The following is a 16,776-nucleotide window of genomic DNA, read 5'->3' as shown; positions in this document are numbered from 1 at the left end:
CCTCAGTCGGGCGCGAGGATTTCGGCCAGCCGAAGGGTGTCTTCCAGGTAGCGGTCGTAAGGAAAGCCTGCCGCGACGAGCGCCGCGCGGAACTCGTCGTAGAGCGGCTTCCCGGCGGCATGGAAGGCTTTCCGGCCGACCTCGGTGAGGCGGACCAGCCGTCGTCGCGCGTGTTCGGGGTCGACGGTGATCTGCACCAGACCCTCCGCCTCGAGCGGTCGCAACGCCCGGCTGATCGCCGGATCGGACACCGACAGCGCTTGCGCGAGCCGATGCTGCGTCGTCGGCTCGACCTCCTCCAGCGTGCCCAGAAGCCGTATCTGACTGTAGGTCAAACCGCCGGGGTCGTCGGTGCGCCTGCGGGCCGCTTCGCCCAGCAGCATGACCACGCGGTGCAGCAAGTCTCCGAGTCCATCGTCCACGTGACCCACCTTACCAGAGTCTTGACGAGTTAATATTAACTAGGTAAGACTGAGCCCATGGACAACTTCTCTTACCTCGCCCAATCCGCCTTCCCGCTGGTCTGGGTCGTGGTGCCCGCCATCGGAGCCTCGATCCGCGCACGCCGCGCCACGTCCTCTGAAGAACGGCTCGAGATCTGGCAGCGCTGGTGGGCCATCGGCGCCTTCGGCTGCGGCAGCCTGTGGATGACGATCGCCTTCCTGGCCTTCCCCGACGTCATGGCGACGGCGATCGGCTTCGAGCGGACCCCCTTCCTGTTCGAAATCGCCTTCGCCAACCTCGGCATGGCCCTCCTGGGCTTCCGGGCAGCCTCGGCATCGGCGCGCGAACGCATCACCATCGGCATCGGTGGCGGGATGTTCCTCTGGGGAGCCGTGGTCGGCCACGTCTACCAGTGGTTCGCCAACGGTGACCACGCCCCCGGCAACACCGGCGGAGTCCTCGTCACCGACATCCTGATCCCGGCGGTCATGATCTTCCTGGCCGTGCGGTCCCGGCGCCTCGCGACCACCACCCGTCAGCCCGTCGCGGCATGACCACCCCCACCGGCCCCGGCGAGACGTCCGGGAAGACGCGCGCGGCCGCCGCCGAGCGGCTCACCATCTTCGTCGACGCGGTGATCGCGATCGCGCTCACCTTGCTGGCCCTGGATCTCCCGATCCCGCACGGCGACACCACCGACGCCATGCTGGGGTCGGTGGCGGACCACGGCAAGGAATACCTTGCCTTCGCGCTCGGTTTCGTGGTGATCGCCGCCCACTGGCGCGCCCACCACGAGATCTTCCCCTACGTCCGCTCGCTGAGCGGACGCCTGATCAGCCTCACCCTGGCCTGGCTGTTCATGCAGGTCCTGATGCCGTTCGCGACGCGGGTGATCACCGCCGACGGCGCCTTCCCGCTCCGGTTCGGCTTCTACGCGATGGTGCAGGTCCTGGCCTCCGCGTCGTTCGCGCTGATCATCCGGGAGATCCGCCGCGAACACCTGTACGGACCCGACGGCCCGCCCCGGGTCTTCGCCCAGAGCCTGACGCGCAGTGTCTGCCTGGCCGCGGTGTTCGGGCTGTCCATTCCCGTCGCGTTCCTGACCGAGGGCACCGGTGCGTACCTGTGCTGGCTCGCCGCGCCGATCGCGCTCACCATCGCCCGCCGCGTCCAGGATCGCAAGCCGTCCGCGGCCTCGCATCCCTCTTGACCTTTGTCGCGAGGCAAGGCGATCCTGGGAGTCTTGTCTGCTTTCTGGAGGGGACCAATGCGACGACTCTTCGTACTGCTCTGCGCACTTTTCCTGACGGCGACCGCCGTTCCCGCGGCGGCCGATACGCCCCCTGATCCGGTTCCGGGCGAAAGACCCCCGCTGGGGATCACCTGGGCGACCGGGGATCCCTACTGCATCTACAACCGGTTCACCGAGGACGTCGTGAAAGCCGCGGCGGACCAGCTGGTCACCTCCGGGCTGCGGGACGCCGGATACGAGTACGTCATGCTGGGCGACTGCTGGCAGGCGGCCGAGCGCGACGCCGCCGGGAAGCTCACCGCCCGCGCCAGTTTCCCTTCGGGCATCCCGGCGCTGGTGAACTACGTGCACTCGCGCGGGCTCAAGATCGGTCTCTACAGCGGAACCGGCGAGAAGACCTGCAGCCGTCAGGCGGCGGGCTCGCTCGACCACGAGGACCTCGACGCCCAGACCTTCGCCGACTGGGGCGCGGACTACCTGCGCTACGACACCTGCCACAGCGTCAACGGCGACGCGCCCGCTCGGGTCAAGAAGATGGCGGACGCGATCAAGCGCACCGGCCGTCCCATCACACTCGAGATCGACGACTACGACCGTGACCAGAGCCAATGGCTGTGGGGACGGGCCGCCGGCGCGCAGGTTTGGCGTACGTACAAGCACGCGACCTTCAACTTCGGGTACTCGACGGACAGTCTCGACAAGCAGTACGGGCTGGACGGCTACAAGGGCTCGGGTGGCTGGAACATGCCGGGCCCGTTCACTTTCAGCTACCTCAGCACCGCGGAGCGCCAGGCCAAGCTCGGACTGTGGGCGGTGCTCAACGCACCGCTGGTGGCCGACATGGCTCTGGCGGCCGACACCACGCTCCCGGCCGCCGAGATGAAGAACCCCGACATCATCGCCGTCCAGCAGGACTGGGCGGGCGTCGCCGGGCGCAAGGTCCGCGACACGGGCTGGACCGAGGTGTGGACGAAACCGATGTCCGACGGCTCGGCCGTGCTGGTGCTGTTCAACCGCGGCGAACTGGCCACGCCGATCACCACCTCCGTGGCCGACGCCGGACTCCCCGCCGCGTCCGGGTATCGCGTGCGCGACCTGTGGACCGGCGACGAGACCGAAACGACCGGCGCCCTCCGCGAAACCGTCGGACGGCACGCCGCCACCGTGCTGCGCGTGTGGCCCACGAACGCGACCGCCGCGCCGCGGACGTCGCTGACCGTCGAGCTGCCCGACTCAGTGCCGCCGTCCCAGCCGGTCACCGCCACGGTCAAGTTCACCAACGCCGGTTCGACGCCGATCACCGGCGCACACCTGCGGTTGACCGCCCCCGCGGAGTGGCGGTTCGACGGCCCCGCCGAAGCGACCACCGAGACCGTCGGACCGGGTGACACGTGGGAGACCCCGGTGACGCTGACCCCGGTTTCGACGGCCACCCAGCCGTTCAAGATGCCGGGCACCGTGACGTACACGACCACGCAAGGCGCGCGGACCGCGACCACGTCGGCCGAGGCGCCGCTCATGCTCGCGCCGAATCCGCCTTATACCAACGGGTTGCTCAGCACTCAGCCGTGGATCTCCTCGGAGAACGGCCTCGGCCCGGTCGAACGGGACAGCACCGACAACGGTCACCCGTTCAAGATCAACGGCAAGACCGAGACACGCGGCGGGCTGGGCGCGCACGCGCCGTCGGTGGTGCGGTACTACCTCGGCGGCAAGTGCAAGCAGTTCACCGCGACCGTCGGCGTCGACGACCGCGGGCCGAACGGGACGCTCGGGTTCCGCGTACTCGGTGATGGCGTCGAACTGGAGGCCACGGGGAACATGCGGCACGGGGACGCCGTGCAACGTCTCGTCGTGCCGGTGACGGGTGTGCAGGTACTCGCGCTCGCCGTGGACGACGCGAGTGACGGCTCCGCCGGGGACTGGGGAGACTGGGTTTCCCCTTACCTCAGCTGCTGAAAGGGTTGTTGAGGGGTAGGGCAAACGTGGCGCGTTCACGGGCGGGTCGTGCCGGACTGGCCGCACCCTGACTGTCCATATAGGACACTTTAGCTGGGTAAGTGTCTGATTGATGCCATATGCGCGCTTTGCAAAGGAGGTCGTGAGCGGCAAAGCGGGTTCTAGTGGACCCGTATTTGTCCACCCACTGGATCCTGATGTCAGCTCAGTGAGGCTGTAGAGCTTGTTCTGGATGCTGATGTGGGTGAGTGGGGAGGATTTGGGACGTTGAACGTCCGGAATCTTCCCCACTCGGCTGCTGTCTGCGGGGTGGCTCGGCCCCTCGACGATGAAGGAACGGGACACTCAACGTCCCGATTCCTTCACCATCAACACCCGGCACACGCTGAGTCGCCACTCACGACCGAGAAGCCACCGAACGGGCCACACCAGTCTCCCGGGATATTGCGAAAGCCACTTTCGCGACATCAGACGTCCCGAAAGTGGCTTTCGCGACACGCCCGCTCGACATCGGACGCGACGAAGGACACCGCCAGCCTCGCCCGCGAACACGCCACCGTTGACTTACCCCTCAATATCCAACCCGGTCACTCCTTCAGCGCGAGGGCGATCGAGTCGGCGATCGGCGTGGTGGGCCTGCCGATCAGGCGGCCGAGTTCGCCGTCGGCGCCCGCCAGTTCGCCCTTCTCGATGGCCGACTCCATACCGGTCAGGAGCGCGGCGATCGGCGCGGGGAGCCCGGCGTGGCCGGTCAGGATGTCGGAGAAGGCGTCGGCCGAAACGGGCCGGTAGACGATTTCGCCGCCGGTCTGCCTGCTCAACTCGGCCGCGAACTCGGCGAAGCCCCAGGCGGTGTCGCCACTGAGCTCGTACGCCGTGTTCTCGTGGCCCTCACCGGTGAGCACCGCGACCGCGGCGGCGGCGTAGTCGGCCCGGGAAGCGGAGGCGACGCGGCCTTCGCCGGCGGCCTGGGTGACGGTGGAGGTCTCAAGCACGGGAGCGAGCCGCTCGGTGTAGTTCTCGTTGTACCAACCATTGCGCAGGAACACGTACGGCAGACCGGACTCGAGGATCGCGGTCTCGGTGCCCCGGTGGTCGTCCGCGAGCGTGGCGGTCAGAGCGCCGGGCGCGCTGGTGTACGCGAACAGCGCGACTCCGGCCGCACGCGCCGCGTCGAGGACGATCTTGTGCTGCCCGACGCGGCCCTTGTCGAACTCGGTGCCGGAAATGAGGAGCACCTTGTCGCCTGCGGCGAACAGGTCGTCGAAGGTCTCAGGGTCGTTGTAGTCGGCGATCGCGATCCGCACACCTCGGGCGGCGAAGGCGGCCGCTTTCTCCCTGCTGCGGGCGACAGCGGTGATCTGTTCGGCCGGGACCTTCTCCAACAAGCCCTCGATGACAAATCGGCCGAGGCTTCCGGTGGCGCCGGTGACGACGATGCTCATGCTCGTACTTTCTCCTTCAAGGTCGGTTCACCAACCTTGACCCGCACACTCTCCTTTGGGAAGTACCCACCTTGAAGTAAGGTACTGGCATGGACGTAAGTGAAATGTCGCTCGTGGACCGCGTCCGGCTCGCCGGCGGCGACACGATGTGCCCCCAGCGCCTGGTGCTGGAACACGTCACCAGCCGGTGGGGCACGCTCGTCCTCATCGCGCTCCTGGACCGTCCCTACCGCTTCAATGAGCTACGCCGTCAGATCGGCAAGGTCAGCGAGAAGATGCTCGCCCAGACACTCCAAACTCTGGAACGCGACGGCCTGGTCCACCGGGACGCCAAACCCGTGATCCCGCCCCGGGTCGACTACTCCCTCACCGACATCGGCAAAGAGGCCGCGGACCAGGTCTGCGGCCTCGCCCGGTGGACCGACCGGCGTTTGAGTGCCGTCCAGAAGGCACGCGAGGACTACGACACCGCGAAAGCGAACATCCACTGAGGACAGTGTCCTCAGTGGATGCTCACGGATAGCTGTCGCGAACGGCGAAGGTGACTTCGCCGACCAAGGCCCGCGCCGCGGCCAGAGCCTTGTGCAAGGTGTCGATGTCGCAGTCCGTTCCCCGCTCACGGAGCTCGATCAGGGAAACCGCACAGGTGAGCGCGCTGTCCACCGCGGCCATCAAGGGATCACCGGATGTTCGCAGCTCGCCCCGGGCCTGCTCGACGGCGTCGACAGCCCGCCCTACCGCGCAGCCCGTTTCGACGAGTGTGTCCACTTGGCCGTTCATCACACCCCCACCAGAGCCATGACGCCTAGTCCCACCAAAATCACTCCTACCACCGAGTCCAACGATCTTTTGACGCGCGGCCGGTTCAGGATCGGATGGAGACTTCCGGCCGCGAACGCGAATCCGAACAACCACAGGGCGCTCACCGTGACGTAGATGGCGAAGAGCACGAGCTCGTCGCTCACGGCGGGCGTCGCCGAGCTCGGCAGGAACTGCGGAAGAATCGACAGGTAGAACAGGCCGATCTTCGGATTCAGGCAATTCATGAGCAGTCCGCGCATGAAGAACCCCGTCCTCCCGCGAGCGTCGCGTATCGGAGCGGCGCCCGCCGCGGCCGACATCGCGGAACGCAAGGCGTTGATCCCGAGCCAGATCAGATAAGCCGCGCCGATCACGGAGACGACCAGAAAGGCGACGCTGCCGTTGGCCAGCAGTGCGGACAACCCCACCACCGAGGCGATACCCCACAGGACGATGCCGAGCAGCACTCCTCCTGCGGCGCGCACCGCCGCCGGGCGTCCGGACGCGGCGCTCGTCTGGAGCAGCAACGCCTGGTCCGGCCCCGGCACGATGACGACGACCGCCGCCGCGGCTGTGAAAGAAAGAAGTGTAAGTGTCGTCAAAACTCCCCCGTTGTTCACTTGCAAGCTGCTTTTAGAAATCGCGGTAGACCCATTCCAGAATGGCGACCGCACTGCCGTACTTCATCCGCGCCTGTTCCCAGGCGATCGACCGGTCTCCGTCGAGCACCGAACCCTTGACCTCGTCGCCGCGGTGCGCCGGCAGGTCGTGCATGAAGACCGCGTCCGGCCAGCGGGACATCACCGCGTCGTCCACATAGAACGGCCGGAAGTCCTCCCGCCAATCCGCACTCGGTTTCGCCGTACCAGTGGTCTGCCAGCGAGTCGTGTAAACGACGTCGACCGTTACGTCGACCGCATCCAGGTCGTGGGTCTCGACGATCCGGGAGCCCGAAGCCGCCGCCTTTTCCTGCAGCGAGCCGAGCAGCGTGGCATCGAGCCCGTATCCCTTCGGGGTGGCGAAAACCACCGTGACACCACGATAAGTGCTCAGGATCTTTCCGAGCGCCACAGCCGTGTTGTTGCCTTCACCGACGTACAGCACGGACAAACCGTCCACACCGCCGAAGTGCCGGAGCATCGACGCCGCGTCGCAAACGCCCTGGGTCGGATGCTCTTGCGCGGCCATCGCGTTGACGACGGGCAGGTCTCCGCTGCGAGCCACGAGCCGCATGTCTTCGAGCGGGCCCGCGGTGCGCATGACCAGGCCGTCGAGCATCACGCCGAACATCCGGCCGGTGTCGTGCAGGGACTCCCCGGTGTTGAGCTGAAGATCGGCGGGGCCGTACGGGACGACCGAAGCCCCGAGCCGCAACGCCGCCGTCGTGAACGCGGTCCGCGTGCGAGTTGAAGTCTTGGCGAAGTAGGTTCCGATCACCTTGCCGGAAAGCCGTTGTTCCCACCGCTCCGGCCGGGCGAGCACGTCGACCGACCTGCCGACGATCTCGTGCAGCTCGCCGGGGTCGACATCGTCGAGAGAGAGAAAGCCAACCATGCGATCCTCCGTCGTCAGGTCAAAATCAGCGAATTGTCCACGACACTCGTCGAGCGCACTTCCGGAAATTCCAGGTCCGCTCTCGCGGTCAGGTCCTTCGCTCGACGCCAGTTCTGTGAATAGATCGTGTCCTCGTACCGTTCGCCGCCGTCAGGGCAGACGACGACCATGTGCTCGGCACCGAAACCCTCGCGCATCCATCTCAGCGCCCCTGCCACGGTGGCCCCCGAGCTGCCTCCGACACGGACGCCCAGCTCACTCGCGACCCAGTCGCACGCGGCCACCGCCTCGCGCGCGGTCACCCGCACGTTCGGACAGTCACGCCCGGAGACGAAGGACGAGCTCCGGCTCGCGCCGATTCCGTTCAGGCTGCGGGTCGCCGGCGGGCCGCCGAGCGCGATCGATCCCACTTCGTCCACCGCGATACAACGCCACGGCAGCCTGTTGCGCGTGACGTAGTCCGTGAACCCGCGCATGGTCCCGCCCGTCGACACGCCCAGGAAGACGTCGAGATCGTCGGAGGGAATGGCGGAGTGGATCTCCGGTGCCGTCCCTTCGGTGTGCGCACGAGGGTTGGCCGGGTTCTCGTACTGGTTCGGCCACACGAGCGTGTCCTCGACCGCCATCCGATCCCGGATGTAGGCCAGCCGGGACAGCAGGAATCCGCCTGTCTCGTCGGGATTCGTCACTTCCACGATCTTCGCGTCCGCGCTCCGCATCTGCCGTACGAGCATGCGCGACGTCCGCGGGTCGACGACGGCCGTGAACTCCACGCCGCAGATCTGGGAGTACCTGGCCAACGCGATCCCGAGATTTCCGGACGTCGACTCGATGATCCCACCGCAGAGCAGTCCCGTCTCGAAGATCGTGCCGAGCAAGGAGTACGCCACTCTGTCCTTGATGGACCCGAACGGGTTCTCCTGCTCCAGTTTCAACCAGAGATTCGTCGTTCTGCCGTGATAGCCCACCACCGCCTTCACCATCGGTGTTCTACCCGGCACAGGGCCGTGCAGTTCAACCAGCACCGTCTTTTTCCTCCCCTAGGGCGTGTTTCCCAAGTCTGTTCGATGGGCTTCGTGATCCAGGTGGTTCGTGCCGTCGGGGGACGACTGGGCGCGAAGACCGCGAACAGGGCTTGTGAAACACGCCCTGGCGCAGGCACCGTCACTACGTCCGGTCCGACCGGTCTCCATGGCCACCGTTCCTCGCCCAGATATGGCTGCCATCGCAGAACGGCTTCATCAAGGAGCGTCCGCAACGGCAGATGGCGATGGTCTTGCGCTGTGGATCTATCGGCTCATCGGTTTGGCTGCGCAGGTCGTAGTCGCCACGGATGATGATCGGCCCGTCCTGGCACACCACGACCGTGGCCGGAGCGTGCTTCTGCACCACCGGCCCGGCGCCGGTGCCCCCTGCCGGTTCCCGGCCGTCCATCAGCTCGCCGCCACGGACGTCTTGCCGCGGAGGGAGGATTCGCCACGTTCCCAAGCCGACAGCATGCTCTCGTTCGCCCGTGCTCCCAGTTCGGCCGTCACGACGGCGCCGAAGACCAGATCGGACAACTCCCGCGGATTCTCCCGTACGAATTTGCCGCACATGTCATAGGCGGCGAGCTGTTCGTGGACGGCGTCGGCCACGATGTGCTCTTGGAAGAAGATCCACGAATCGTCGGACCCGTTCAACCGCTGCAGGCCGTTCCGGAAATTCCGGTTCACATAGTGCGAGCCGATTTCCGTGAGCGCCAGATTTCCGAGCAACGCACCCCGGTGACGCCCGTACGTTCCGAAATAGGATATCACGTTCACCGTCTCCAGCGAACAAGCCGGGACATCCTCGAAATACGAGCCGAATTCGGTGAGCATGCCGAGCTCGGCCAGGGTCAATTCGAACAACTGGGAGTGCAGACGGCCCGGGATCCCGCCGCCGTACTCGTCGGCCTGGATCTCCACCAAGGCCGGTTTCCCGCCGCCTCGCACCCGAGGGATGACGAGGCTGTGGTGGTCCGCTTCCATGAGACTGTAGACGGACCGGTGCATGAGGAACTCCTGGAACTGCGCCATGGAGGCCTCTTGCTTGATGTAGCGCGAGAGAGACCGTCCCGGGCTCGGTTTCCCGAGTTCCATCAGGAACCCGGGAAGCTTCTCCACGTCCACCTCCGGGAGCGGGCCGGCGATTTCGCCGAGCTCGCGGGCGAAGCGGGTTTCGAGCCGCTTGCGCAACTCGACCAGAGAGGCGTCCCACTCCCAATTTTGCGCCGTCTCTCCGAAGAGGCAGTACTGGGGTCCGTAGCACAAGAACAAACTCAGCTGCAGGTCCTCGTCGGAGATGGCCTCCACCTCGGTCGCCGAAATGGCCTCCAAGACGGACTTGTCGTCACTCTCCGGCGGGCGCCGGAAGATATTCACTAGGATCTCGCTCACCGGACCGCGATGGTTGGGCAACCGCACCTGAACTCCCTGAATCAAAGACGGTGAATGGTCAACAGTGAAACTTTCGCCGGACGACGACCGCCCGGCTCAATTGAGCTCCAGAATCTTCCCGACGCCCGCACCGCTCGCCTGGCGCAGCACCGAGCCGAACAGTGCCACGTCGAGAATGCCGAGTCCGAAGGGATTCACGACGACGTAACCGGCGTCGGATCTCTGGACGGTCGTGTCGCCGACGAGCAGTTCACCGATCGTCGCGGTGACCGAGGGCAGGCCCTCATCGGCCTTCGCCGCGATTCGCCCGTCGTTGATCAGACGGCCCAACGGCCGCCGGGGATTCTCGATGATCAGCTGAAGGTCGTCGACGACGAGGGCGGAGGCGCCGACCAGGACCTCGTCGGTGAGGTCGCCGAGCGAGACGTTGACCAGGAGCGATCCGGGTCGCACCCACTCCGGCTGGACGTACCCTTCGGCCACGGTGGTCAAGAACAGCGCCACCTCGGCGTCTGCCATCGCTTCGGCCGGCGTGGAAGCGACGGAGAACGAGACCTCCGGGTGCCGCAGGGCGAGCTCAGCGGCAAGACTCTCGGCCACCGGCTGTCGCACGTCGTACAGCGTGATCCGGCTGAGCTCCGGGCATCGCGCGAGGAGCAGCGCGAGGTGCACACGTGCCTGGGTTCCACATCCGACGGCGGCCAGCGAGCGAGCCGCCCCGTATCCGACCGCCTCGACGGCGATCGCGGTCACGGCGGCCGTCCGCACGGCGCTGAGCACGCCGACCTCCATCACCGCGGTCACCCTGGCGGTCTGCGCGTCGAAGCAGAGACCCAGGCCACCGGCCCGTTCCAGGCCGAACTCCGGGTTCGACACACTGGCATTGATGATTTTCATGCCGTAGGCGCCCTCGGATCCCTGCTCCAGCACGGCACCCGGCATGCCGATCGACCGGCTGTAGGCGCCGAGCCGATTGGTCCAGGACAGATAGGCCTCACCGGGCAGGATCGTCCGGCCGTGGTGATGGCTCAGCAGCGCGCCCTTGACCGCGCCCACGACGTCGACCGTCGCCAGGCACTCCACGACGTCGGCGCGGCTGAGGAACCGCACCGACTCCGGCACCGGCTTCGCGAGCACGTCGGCGAGCCACAGGTTCTCCATCATTCCTCCGGTTCGTTCGGGAGACCCGGGTCGCCGGACGCGGCGATCACGAGTTCCATTGACCCTGGTACCACTGCGCGAGACTCAAGACGGTTTCCAGCGGGTTGCGCCGGAGCTGGGTGTCGAAGTAGCCGTCGGGCCTGCTCAGCAACTCGCGGAGGGCGCCCGGGTCGACGATCTCCAGTGCCGGCGAGCGGTTCTCCGCCAGGAGGGTGCCGACCCGGCGGCGCAGATCCTGTTCGTACCGGGTGTTGCCGGTGGTGGGATACGGACTCTTCTTCCGGCTCAGCACCGAATCGGGCAGCAGACCGGCCGCCGCGCCACGGAGAACGCTCTTTTCCCGGCCGTCGTAGGTCTTGATCTTCCACGGGATGTTGTGCACGTACTCGACCAGGCGGTGATCGCAGAACGGCACCCGCACCTCGAGACCGGCGGCCATGCTGAGCCGGTCCTTGCGATCCAGCAGGACTTGCAGCCAGCGCGTGAGATGCAGGTGGCTGAACTCGCGCATCCGCCGGTCCTGCGCGTCTTCTCCCGGCAGGTACTCGACTTCACCGATCGCCTGCTGGTAGCTGTCGGCCCGGTACTCCCCGAATCGGGTGTGCTCACGGAACTCGGCGGTCAGCATCCCCTCGGGAACGAACTGCATGGTGCTGAGCCAGGGAAAGTCCGCGGTGCCGACGACCTTCGGATCGTGGAACCAGTTGTACCCGCCGAAGACCTCGTCCGCGGACTCACCGGACAGCGCGACGGTCGATTTGTCGCGAATGGCCGAGAAGAGAAGGTACAGCGAGGTGTCGACGTCGCCGAAGGTGAGCGGGAGATCGTGCGCGCCGAGGACGACGTCCCGGTTGCCGTCCTCGATGAGGGCGTCTTCCGGCAGTTCGATGGTCCGGTGTGCCGTGCCGAGGTGTTCGGCGACCAGGAGGGCGTACGGATTGTCCCGTTCCGGCCGGAAGTCGCTGGCGCGGAAGTGGTCCGCGCTGCCGACGAAGTCGACGGAGAACGAACGGACCGGGCCTTCTCCCGTGCTGTCGAGGATTTCCGTGGCCATCGCGGTCAGCGCACTCGAGTCCAGACCGCCGGAAAGCAGGGTGCACAACGGAACGTCGGTGATCAGCTGCCGTCGCACGGTGTCGAAGAGCAGCTCGCGGACGTGGCTCACCGTCTCCGCGATGTCGTCCTCGTGCGGAACGGTCGGCAAACTCCAGTACCGGGTCAGGTGGCTGCCGTTGTCGTCGATGGTGAGGACGTGCCCGGGCGGCACCTCGAACAGGTCGTGGAACGGGGTCACGCCGGGAGTCTTGATGAGCCCCAGCAGATCGGCGAGCCCCTGGTGATCCAGCCGGGCGGTGAACTCCGGGTGGGCCAGCACCGCCTTCGGCTCGGAAGCGAACAGAACCGCTTCACCGAGCCGGGCGTAGTAAAGAGGTTTGATGCCCAGCCGGTCGCGGACCAGGATCAGTTTCCGTTCACGCGGATCCCACAACGCGAAGGCGAACATCCCGCTCAGCCGCTCGACGAAGCTCTCGCCCCACTCCAGGTAGGCGTTGAGCACCACTTCGGTGTCGCCGTGGGTCCGGAAGACGTGCCCGCGCCCGGCCAGTTCCGCCCTCAACTCGCGGAAGTTGTACACCTCGCCGCTGTAGCAGAGGACGGCGTGCGGCCGGTCGAGCGGACCCGCGACCATCGGCTGCACACCCCGCTGCACGTCGAGGATGGCGAGCCGGCGGTGGCCGAGTCCCACGTGCCGGTCAGTCCACAGCCCTTCGTCGTCCGGGCCGCGGCGGGCGAGCGTCCGGGTCATGCGTTCGAGGTCCGCTTCCTTCCACCCGACGGGATGCTCGAGATTGATCCAGCCTGCGATTCCGCACATGACGCTCCCTGTCTTAGAGGCATGCTGGGTCTGCTTGATGGGCTCTTACGCTGCACCGACGAGCCGTACACCCTCACGACACGTGCTATTGACTCGCGACCAGGCGCACGGAAGGGGGTGTTTCACCGACCATGGCGGCGATATAGTGCAGACGAACGCACGCCAACGACTGCCGGCAATTCATCTGGTCGAGGACTGTACGTCAGCGCCCGACAGGGCCCGTACCGCCACCAGAGTGACGTCAGTCGCGAATGATACGAACGTCGTTGTCTCGTCGGACAACTTGCGACGTATCGAGGTTTAGTGCTAAACTTGCTCCGATTGAATAGCCGGGGGCCTCAAGAAGATCATAGACCTTAGTCTATTTCCTGGGGAGGGAATTATCCTTGATCATCAATAGCAGCGATCGCTTGCGCCTGCTGAACCAGGCAGGCGACGAGATCTGCGACCAGCAGCGAAAGATGCCCAGTCAGGGCTTCTACCTGCGGAAACTCGCCGAAACATGGCAACGAGCCGGCCGCACCGAAGCCTACGCCAACCTTCCAGAGTACTCCTTCGCCAAATTCGAAGCACTCGGCACCACCAGCAAGCAGCACCTCAAGAAAAAACCTTCTGAATTCCTGGCTTCCCCAGTTGACGCGGCGTCGAAATATTATGAAACAACCGGTACCACCGGGCTGCCGACGCCGACTCCGCGACTGGCGGAGGACATAATCTGGAACACCGTTTCGGTGGCAGAAGCCTGGCGCGATCTGTTGCCGGAAAATGAACGCGTATTGATTATGCTGCCCTCGGACATCGTTCCGGTGGCCGACCTTATCGTCGGTGTCTGCGAGTACCTCGGGCGGCCGCATGCCAGGGCCTATCCGTTCGCCACCGGGATCTCCGACTGGGACCGGCTGATAGGACTGTGCCAGACCTTCCGGCCGACCGTCGTTTTCGCCGCTCCCGGGGTGGCGCTGCAGTTCAGCAGGCTGATCAAACAACGCGGGCTTCTGGCGGAACTGAGTGCCGGCGTGAACCGGCTGATGCTGCTCGGCGAGGTCAGCACCGCTCCGTTCCGGACCCGCCTCGGCCGATGGTGGGGTGCCTCCGCGCTGGACGCGAGTTACGGGAGCACGGAGACCGGCACCCTGGCCGCCGGCTGCGCCAGGGACCGGTTGCACCTGCTGACCGCGACCAACTACTTCGAGCTCGCCGATGACGACGGAACCGTCCGTCCACTGCCGGAATCCGGCGCCGGACGACTCGTGGTCACCCCGCTCAACCTGCACGCCCGGTGCGTGCTGCGGCTGGACACGGGGGACGACGTGCGGTTGGGCGCCCGCTGCGACTGCGGCGACCGCGCCCCGGTGATCGAGGTCGTCGGGCGCAGTTCCGACGCCGTGGCCGTCCGCGGCGCGAAACTCACCGTGCGAGCGGTCGAAGAAGTGGTCTACGGCGAGACCGAGGCGACCGGCTACCTGATGGAGACCGACGCGCCGGGCGCGTTCGCCCGGTTGATCCTGGAACGGGACGTGCACTGGGACCGGACCGGCGAGGCCACGATGGCCGACCGGCTCCAGCATTCCTCCCGCGAAGTGCTCGGCCTGGAATGGGACGAGGTGCTCTTCGTCAACCAGCTGCCCGCGAGCACCAAGAGCGGCGCTTCGCAGAAGAGCTGGAAGCGATCCAACTTCCGGGTCGTGGGAGCGGGCGGATGATCGCGCACCTGGCGCCCCACGCGCCGGTCGGAACAGCCGTCACCACCGGTGAAGCCGACCTGTGGTGCACCTACGCCGCGGTCCGCACCGCCGCGTGGCTGGGCCGGGCCGGCGAACTGCCCGGTAGCGCGGCCACCGTCGATTACCTGCGCAGCCGCCGCAACAGCGATGGCGGCTACGCCTGGAGCAAGGGAATGGCGTCCGACGCGTGGGCGACGTTCTACTGCACCCAGGCGATGGCCGAACTCGGCGCCGAGATCCCCAAGCTCGGCTCGACGCGGGACTGGCTGCACCGCACCTGGTCCGGCGACGCGTACGCGATGCTGCCCGGCCAAGCCCCCGATGTGTGGGCCACGCACTTTTCGGTGCGCACCATGGTCGAGCTTTGTCACGACGACCCGCCGGACCGGGGTCGCCTGCTGACCTGGCTGCGCGCGCTGCAGGCGCCGGACGGCGGCCTCGGCTGGTCGCCGGAGCACGCCGCGACCACGGCTTCCGACGTCCGGGCCTGCTTCTACGGAGTGATGTCCTGGCGGGCCTTACGAGCCACTGATCCGGATCTGGCGCTTCCCTGGGACGGTCCCGCGCTGGTGCGCTGGATGCGGGATCAGCAACAGGCCGAAGGCGGTTTCCTGTTCGGCCCGTCGGCCGATACGTCATGCATGTGGGCCACCTATCGGGCGACAGCCGCTCTCGAAACGCTGGGCTCGGGCCCGGCGGAGAAGCAGCGCTGCGTCGATTGGGTCCTGGACCGCCGGTTGGCCGACGGCTCGTTCGTCCGATGGGCCGGTTACGACGTCGCCGACGTCTGGGCCTCGTTCTGTGCGATCGGTTCGTTGCGGGCCATGGGCGCGGACACCGAGAGGCACGCCGGTCCAGTGCTGCGCAGGCTGCACGCGATGTCCTGTGACGGTGGTGGCTTCACCTATCGCGAACCCGATCGAGCCGGAGACGCGCTGAGCACCGCGGCGACCGCGATGATGTCAGCGCCCGAAGACCCGCGACAAAGCCAGTGGCGTACCTGGCTGGCCGGGTGCCGGCTGCCGAACGAGGGCGGGATCATGTACATGCCCGCCCGGGGCAGCGAAGTGCGGTGCACACTGTGGGCCGTCGCCGCGGGCGCGGCGGGCGCCGATCCCACCGCGCCTCGCGAGATCGCGAACTGGCTGGGCGAACTGCAGAATCCCGACGGTGGTTTCGGCTACTGGGAAGGCCGTGGATCGGATCTGGTCTCCACCGCGGCGGCGGTGGAGACCTTGCGGCTACTCGGGATTCCGCTTTCCGAGGCGCTGGATCCCGCACGGCTGGCGGAATTCGTCCTGGGGTGCCGTGACGTGCTGGGTTACCGGCACGTGCCGGAGGCACCTCCCACGCTCCGTGCCGGGCTGCAGGCGTTGCGGATCCGGGACGAACTGGGCCAGACCACGCCCGGCGAACTCGCGATCCTGCTCGACCAGCACCGGGTGACCGGTGGCGGCTTCGCCAACGAAGGTTCGCGCATGCCGGATCTGCTGAGCACCTACGAAGCGGTGGTGACCGCGGACCGTCAGCGGATTCCCGTCGACTTCTCCCGGCTGGCCGTCTTCCTCGACCGGATCGGGCGTCCGGACGGCACCGCGTGGACACCGCTCACCCCGACCGGCGGCGGAGCGCTGGCCGACTGCCTCGGCGTACTGCTCCGCGACCGCATCGCGGGGCACCGGGCGGAACTGCCCGCACTCACCCTGTCCTGAGTGAAACCGTCGATTCTGGGGAAACCATGCCCACCATCACCATTCGCACCATGGCGCTGTCCACCACCGAACGCCGGGCCATCGCCGTCCGGCTGACCCGCTGGTTCGCCGACCACGACAGCGACCGCAGGCATGTGGTCGTGCGGTTCGAGCGGACCGAGGAGGGCACGGTGTTCGTCGGCGGCCTGCCGATCGAAGCCCTTCCACAAGAGGACGAAGGACTGCACCACGCCAGTGTCGTCTGCTGCGTGTCCGTCGGGCGGGACGAGGCCTTCTACGAAGAACTGGCCGCCGTCCTCGCCGACGCGCTCGGAATGACCGCCGGGACTCCCTTCCTCTACCTGGAGTTCCGGCCCACGCCCAAGGAATCCGTGTACTTCGGCGTTCAGGGACGACTTCGTCGCGCGGACGCCACCTAAAGGGGAAAC

General features: G+C 66.8%; 18 protein-coding genes. 7 read left to right on the top strand and 11 right to left on the bottom strand.

Translation table 11 applies throughout. The features are described from left to right. Window positions 1–2: 2 nt before the first annotated feature. Complete coding sequence (locus tag BKN51_RS08675; protein WP_101607129.1) at window positions 3–422, bottom strand: MarR family winged helix-turn-helix transcriptional regulator; 420 nt, start codon at window positions 420–422, stop codon at window positions 3–5. 57 nt (window positions 423–479) lie between these two features. On the opposite strand from BKN51_RS08675, the gene BKN51_RS08670 reads away from it, so the two are divergent. The 3 genes from BKN51_RS08670 to BKN51_RS08660 are packed head-to-tail and all read left to right on the top strand — an operon-like array spanning window position 480 to window position 3,655. After that, window positions 480–998, top strand: a complete 519-nt coding sequence (locus BKN51_RS08670; RefSeq protein WP_101607128.1) for a DUF6790 family protein — start codon at window positions 480–482, stop codon at window positions 996–998. Further along, complete coding sequence (locus tag BKN51_RS08665; protein WP_101607127.1) at window positions 995–1,654, top strand: TMEM175 family protein; 660 nt, start codon at window positions 995–997, stop codon at window positions 1,652–1,654. The genes BKN51_RS08670 and BKN51_RS08665 overlap by 4 nt, the downstream gene beginning before the upstream one ends. Before the next feature lie 57 nt (window positions 1,655–1,711). Beyond that, window positions 1,712–3,655 (top strand): NPCBM/NEW2 domain-containing protein, encoded by a 1,944-nt coding sequence (locus BKN51_RS08660; protein WP_101607126.1) that lies wholly within the window; start codon window positions 1,712–1,714, stop codon window positions 3,653–3,655. A 587-nt stretch (window positions 3,656–4,242) separates the two neighbouring features. Here the strand turns inward: BKN51_RS08660 and BKN51_RS08655 are convergent. Beyond that, a complete protein-coding gene (locus BKN51_RS08655) occupies window positions 4,243–5,100 on the bottom strand; it encodes an SDR family oxidoreductase (protein WP_101607125.1) in 858 nt (285 codons plus the stop codon). An 89-nt stretch (window positions 5,101–5,189) separates the two neighbouring features. Between BKN51_RS08655 and BKN51_RS08650 the strand changes: the two genes are divergently transcribed. Then, complete coding sequence (locus BKN51_RS08650) at window positions 5,190–5,591, top strand: winged helix-turn-helix transcriptional regulator (protein WP_101607124.1); 402 nt, start codon at window positions 5,190–5,192, stop codon at window positions 5,589–5,591. Window positions 5,592–5,613: 22 nt separating this feature from the next. Here BKN51_RS08650 and BKN51_RS08645 read toward each other — a convergent pair whose 3' ends face one another. From BKN51_RS08645 to BKN51_RS44135, 9 genes are all read right to left on the bottom strand, one after another. Further along, window positions 5,614–5,880, bottom strand: coding sequence for a hypothetical protein (locus BKN51_RS08645; protein ID WP_101607123.1), 267 nt, complete (start codon window positions 5,878–5,880; stop codon window positions 5,614–5,616). After that, a complete protein-coding gene (locus BKN51_RS08640) occupies window positions 5,880–6,521 on the bottom strand; it encodes a LysE family translocator (RefSeq protein WP_233224179.1) in 642 nt (213 codons plus the stop codon). Before BKN51_RS08640 ends, BKN51_RS08645 begins: the two co-directional genes overlap by 1 nt. Before the next feature lie 13 nt (window positions 6,522–6,534). Further along, the gene (locus BKN51_RS08635) at window positions 6,535–7,455 is read right to left on the bottom strand and encodes an ornithine carbamoyltransferase (protein WP_101607121.1); all 921 of its coding nucleotides are present in this window, start codon (window positions 7,453–7,455) and stop codon (window positions 6,535–6,537) included. Window positions 7,456–7,469: 14 nt separating this feature from the next. Then, entirely contained in the window at window positions 7,470–8,456 is a 987-nt protein-coding gene (locus BKN51_RS08630; RefSeq protein WP_255414912.1) for a pyridoxal-phosphate dependent enzyme, read from the bottom strand. Between the two features lie 166 nt (window positions 8,457–8,622). After that, on the bottom strand, window positions 8,623–8,889 hold the full coding sequence (locus tag BKN51_RS08625; RefSeq protein WP_101607119.1) for a CDGSH iron-sulfur domain-containing protein: 267 nt from the start codon (window positions 8,887–8,889) through the stop codon (window positions 8,623–8,625). Next, window positions 8,889–9,875 carry an iron-containing redox enzyme family protein gene (locus BKN51_RS08620; protein WP_146044419.1) on the bottom strand — a complete coding sequence of 329 codons (987 nt, stop codon included), beginning with the start codon at window positions 9,873–9,875 and terminating at the stop codon, window positions 8,889–8,891. The genes BKN51_RS08625 and BKN51_RS08620 overlap by 1 nt, the downstream gene beginning before the upstream one ends. A gap of 96 nt (window positions 9,876–9,971) precedes the next feature. Beyond that, entirely contained in the window at window positions 9,972–11,039 is a 1,068-nt protein-coding gene (locus BKN51_RS08615; protein ID WP_233224180.1) for an ornithine cyclodeaminase, read from the bottom strand. Window positions 11,040–11,082: 43 nt separating this feature from the next. Continuing rightward, window positions 11,083–12,912: an asparagine synthase (glutamine-hydrolyzing) gene (gene asnB / locus BKN51_RS08610; RefSeq protein WP_101607117.1), complete on the bottom strand. Its 1,830-nt coding sequence runs from the start codon at window positions 12,910–12,912 to the stop codon at window positions 11,083–11,085. 380 nt (window positions 12,913–13,292) lie between these two features. Further along, complete coding sequence (locus tag BKN51_RS44135; protein WP_233224181.1) at window positions 13,293–13,508, bottom strand: hypothetical protein; 216 nt, start codon at window positions 13,506–13,508, stop codon at window positions 13,293–13,295. Between the two features lie 210 nt (window positions 13,509–13,718). On the opposite strand from BKN51_RS44135, the gene BKN51_RS08605 reads away from it, so the two are divergent. The 3 genes from BKN51_RS08605 to BKN51_RS08595 are packed head-to-tail and all read left to right on the top strand — an operon-like array spanning window position 13,719 to window position 16,767. Further along, window positions 13,719–14,615, top strand: a complete 897-nt coding sequence (locus tag BKN51_RS08605; RefSeq protein ID WP_233224182.1) for a hypothetical protein — start codon at window positions 13,719–13,721, stop codon at window positions 14,613–14,615. After that, window positions 14,612–16,348, top strand: a complete 1,737-nt coding sequence (locus BKN51_RS08600; RefSeq protein WP_101607115.1) for a prenyltransferase/squalene oxidase repeat-containing protein — start codon at window positions 14,612–14,614, stop codon at window positions 16,346–16,348. The genes BKN51_RS08605 and BKN51_RS08600 overlap by 4 nt, the downstream gene beginning before the upstream one ends. A 26-nt stretch (window positions 16,349–16,374) precedes the next feature. After that, the gene (locus tag BKN51_RS08595; RefSeq protein ID WP_101607114.1) at window positions 16,375–16,767 is read left to right on the top strand and encodes a hypothetical protein; all 393 of its coding nucleotides are present in this window, start codon (window positions 16,375–16,377) and stop codon (window positions 16,765–16,767) included. Window positions 16,768–16,776: the final 9 nt, after the last annotated feature.

Origin of the sequence: Amycolatopsis sp. BJA-103 (assembly GCF_002849735.1) — a bacterium.
Taxonomy (GTDB): domain Bacteria; phylum Actinomycetota; class Actinomycetes; order Mycobacteriales; family Pseudonocardiaceae; genus Amycolatopsis.
Note: the sequence above shows the minus strand (reverse complement) of the source record. Positions and strands in the feature narration are given on the sequence as shown.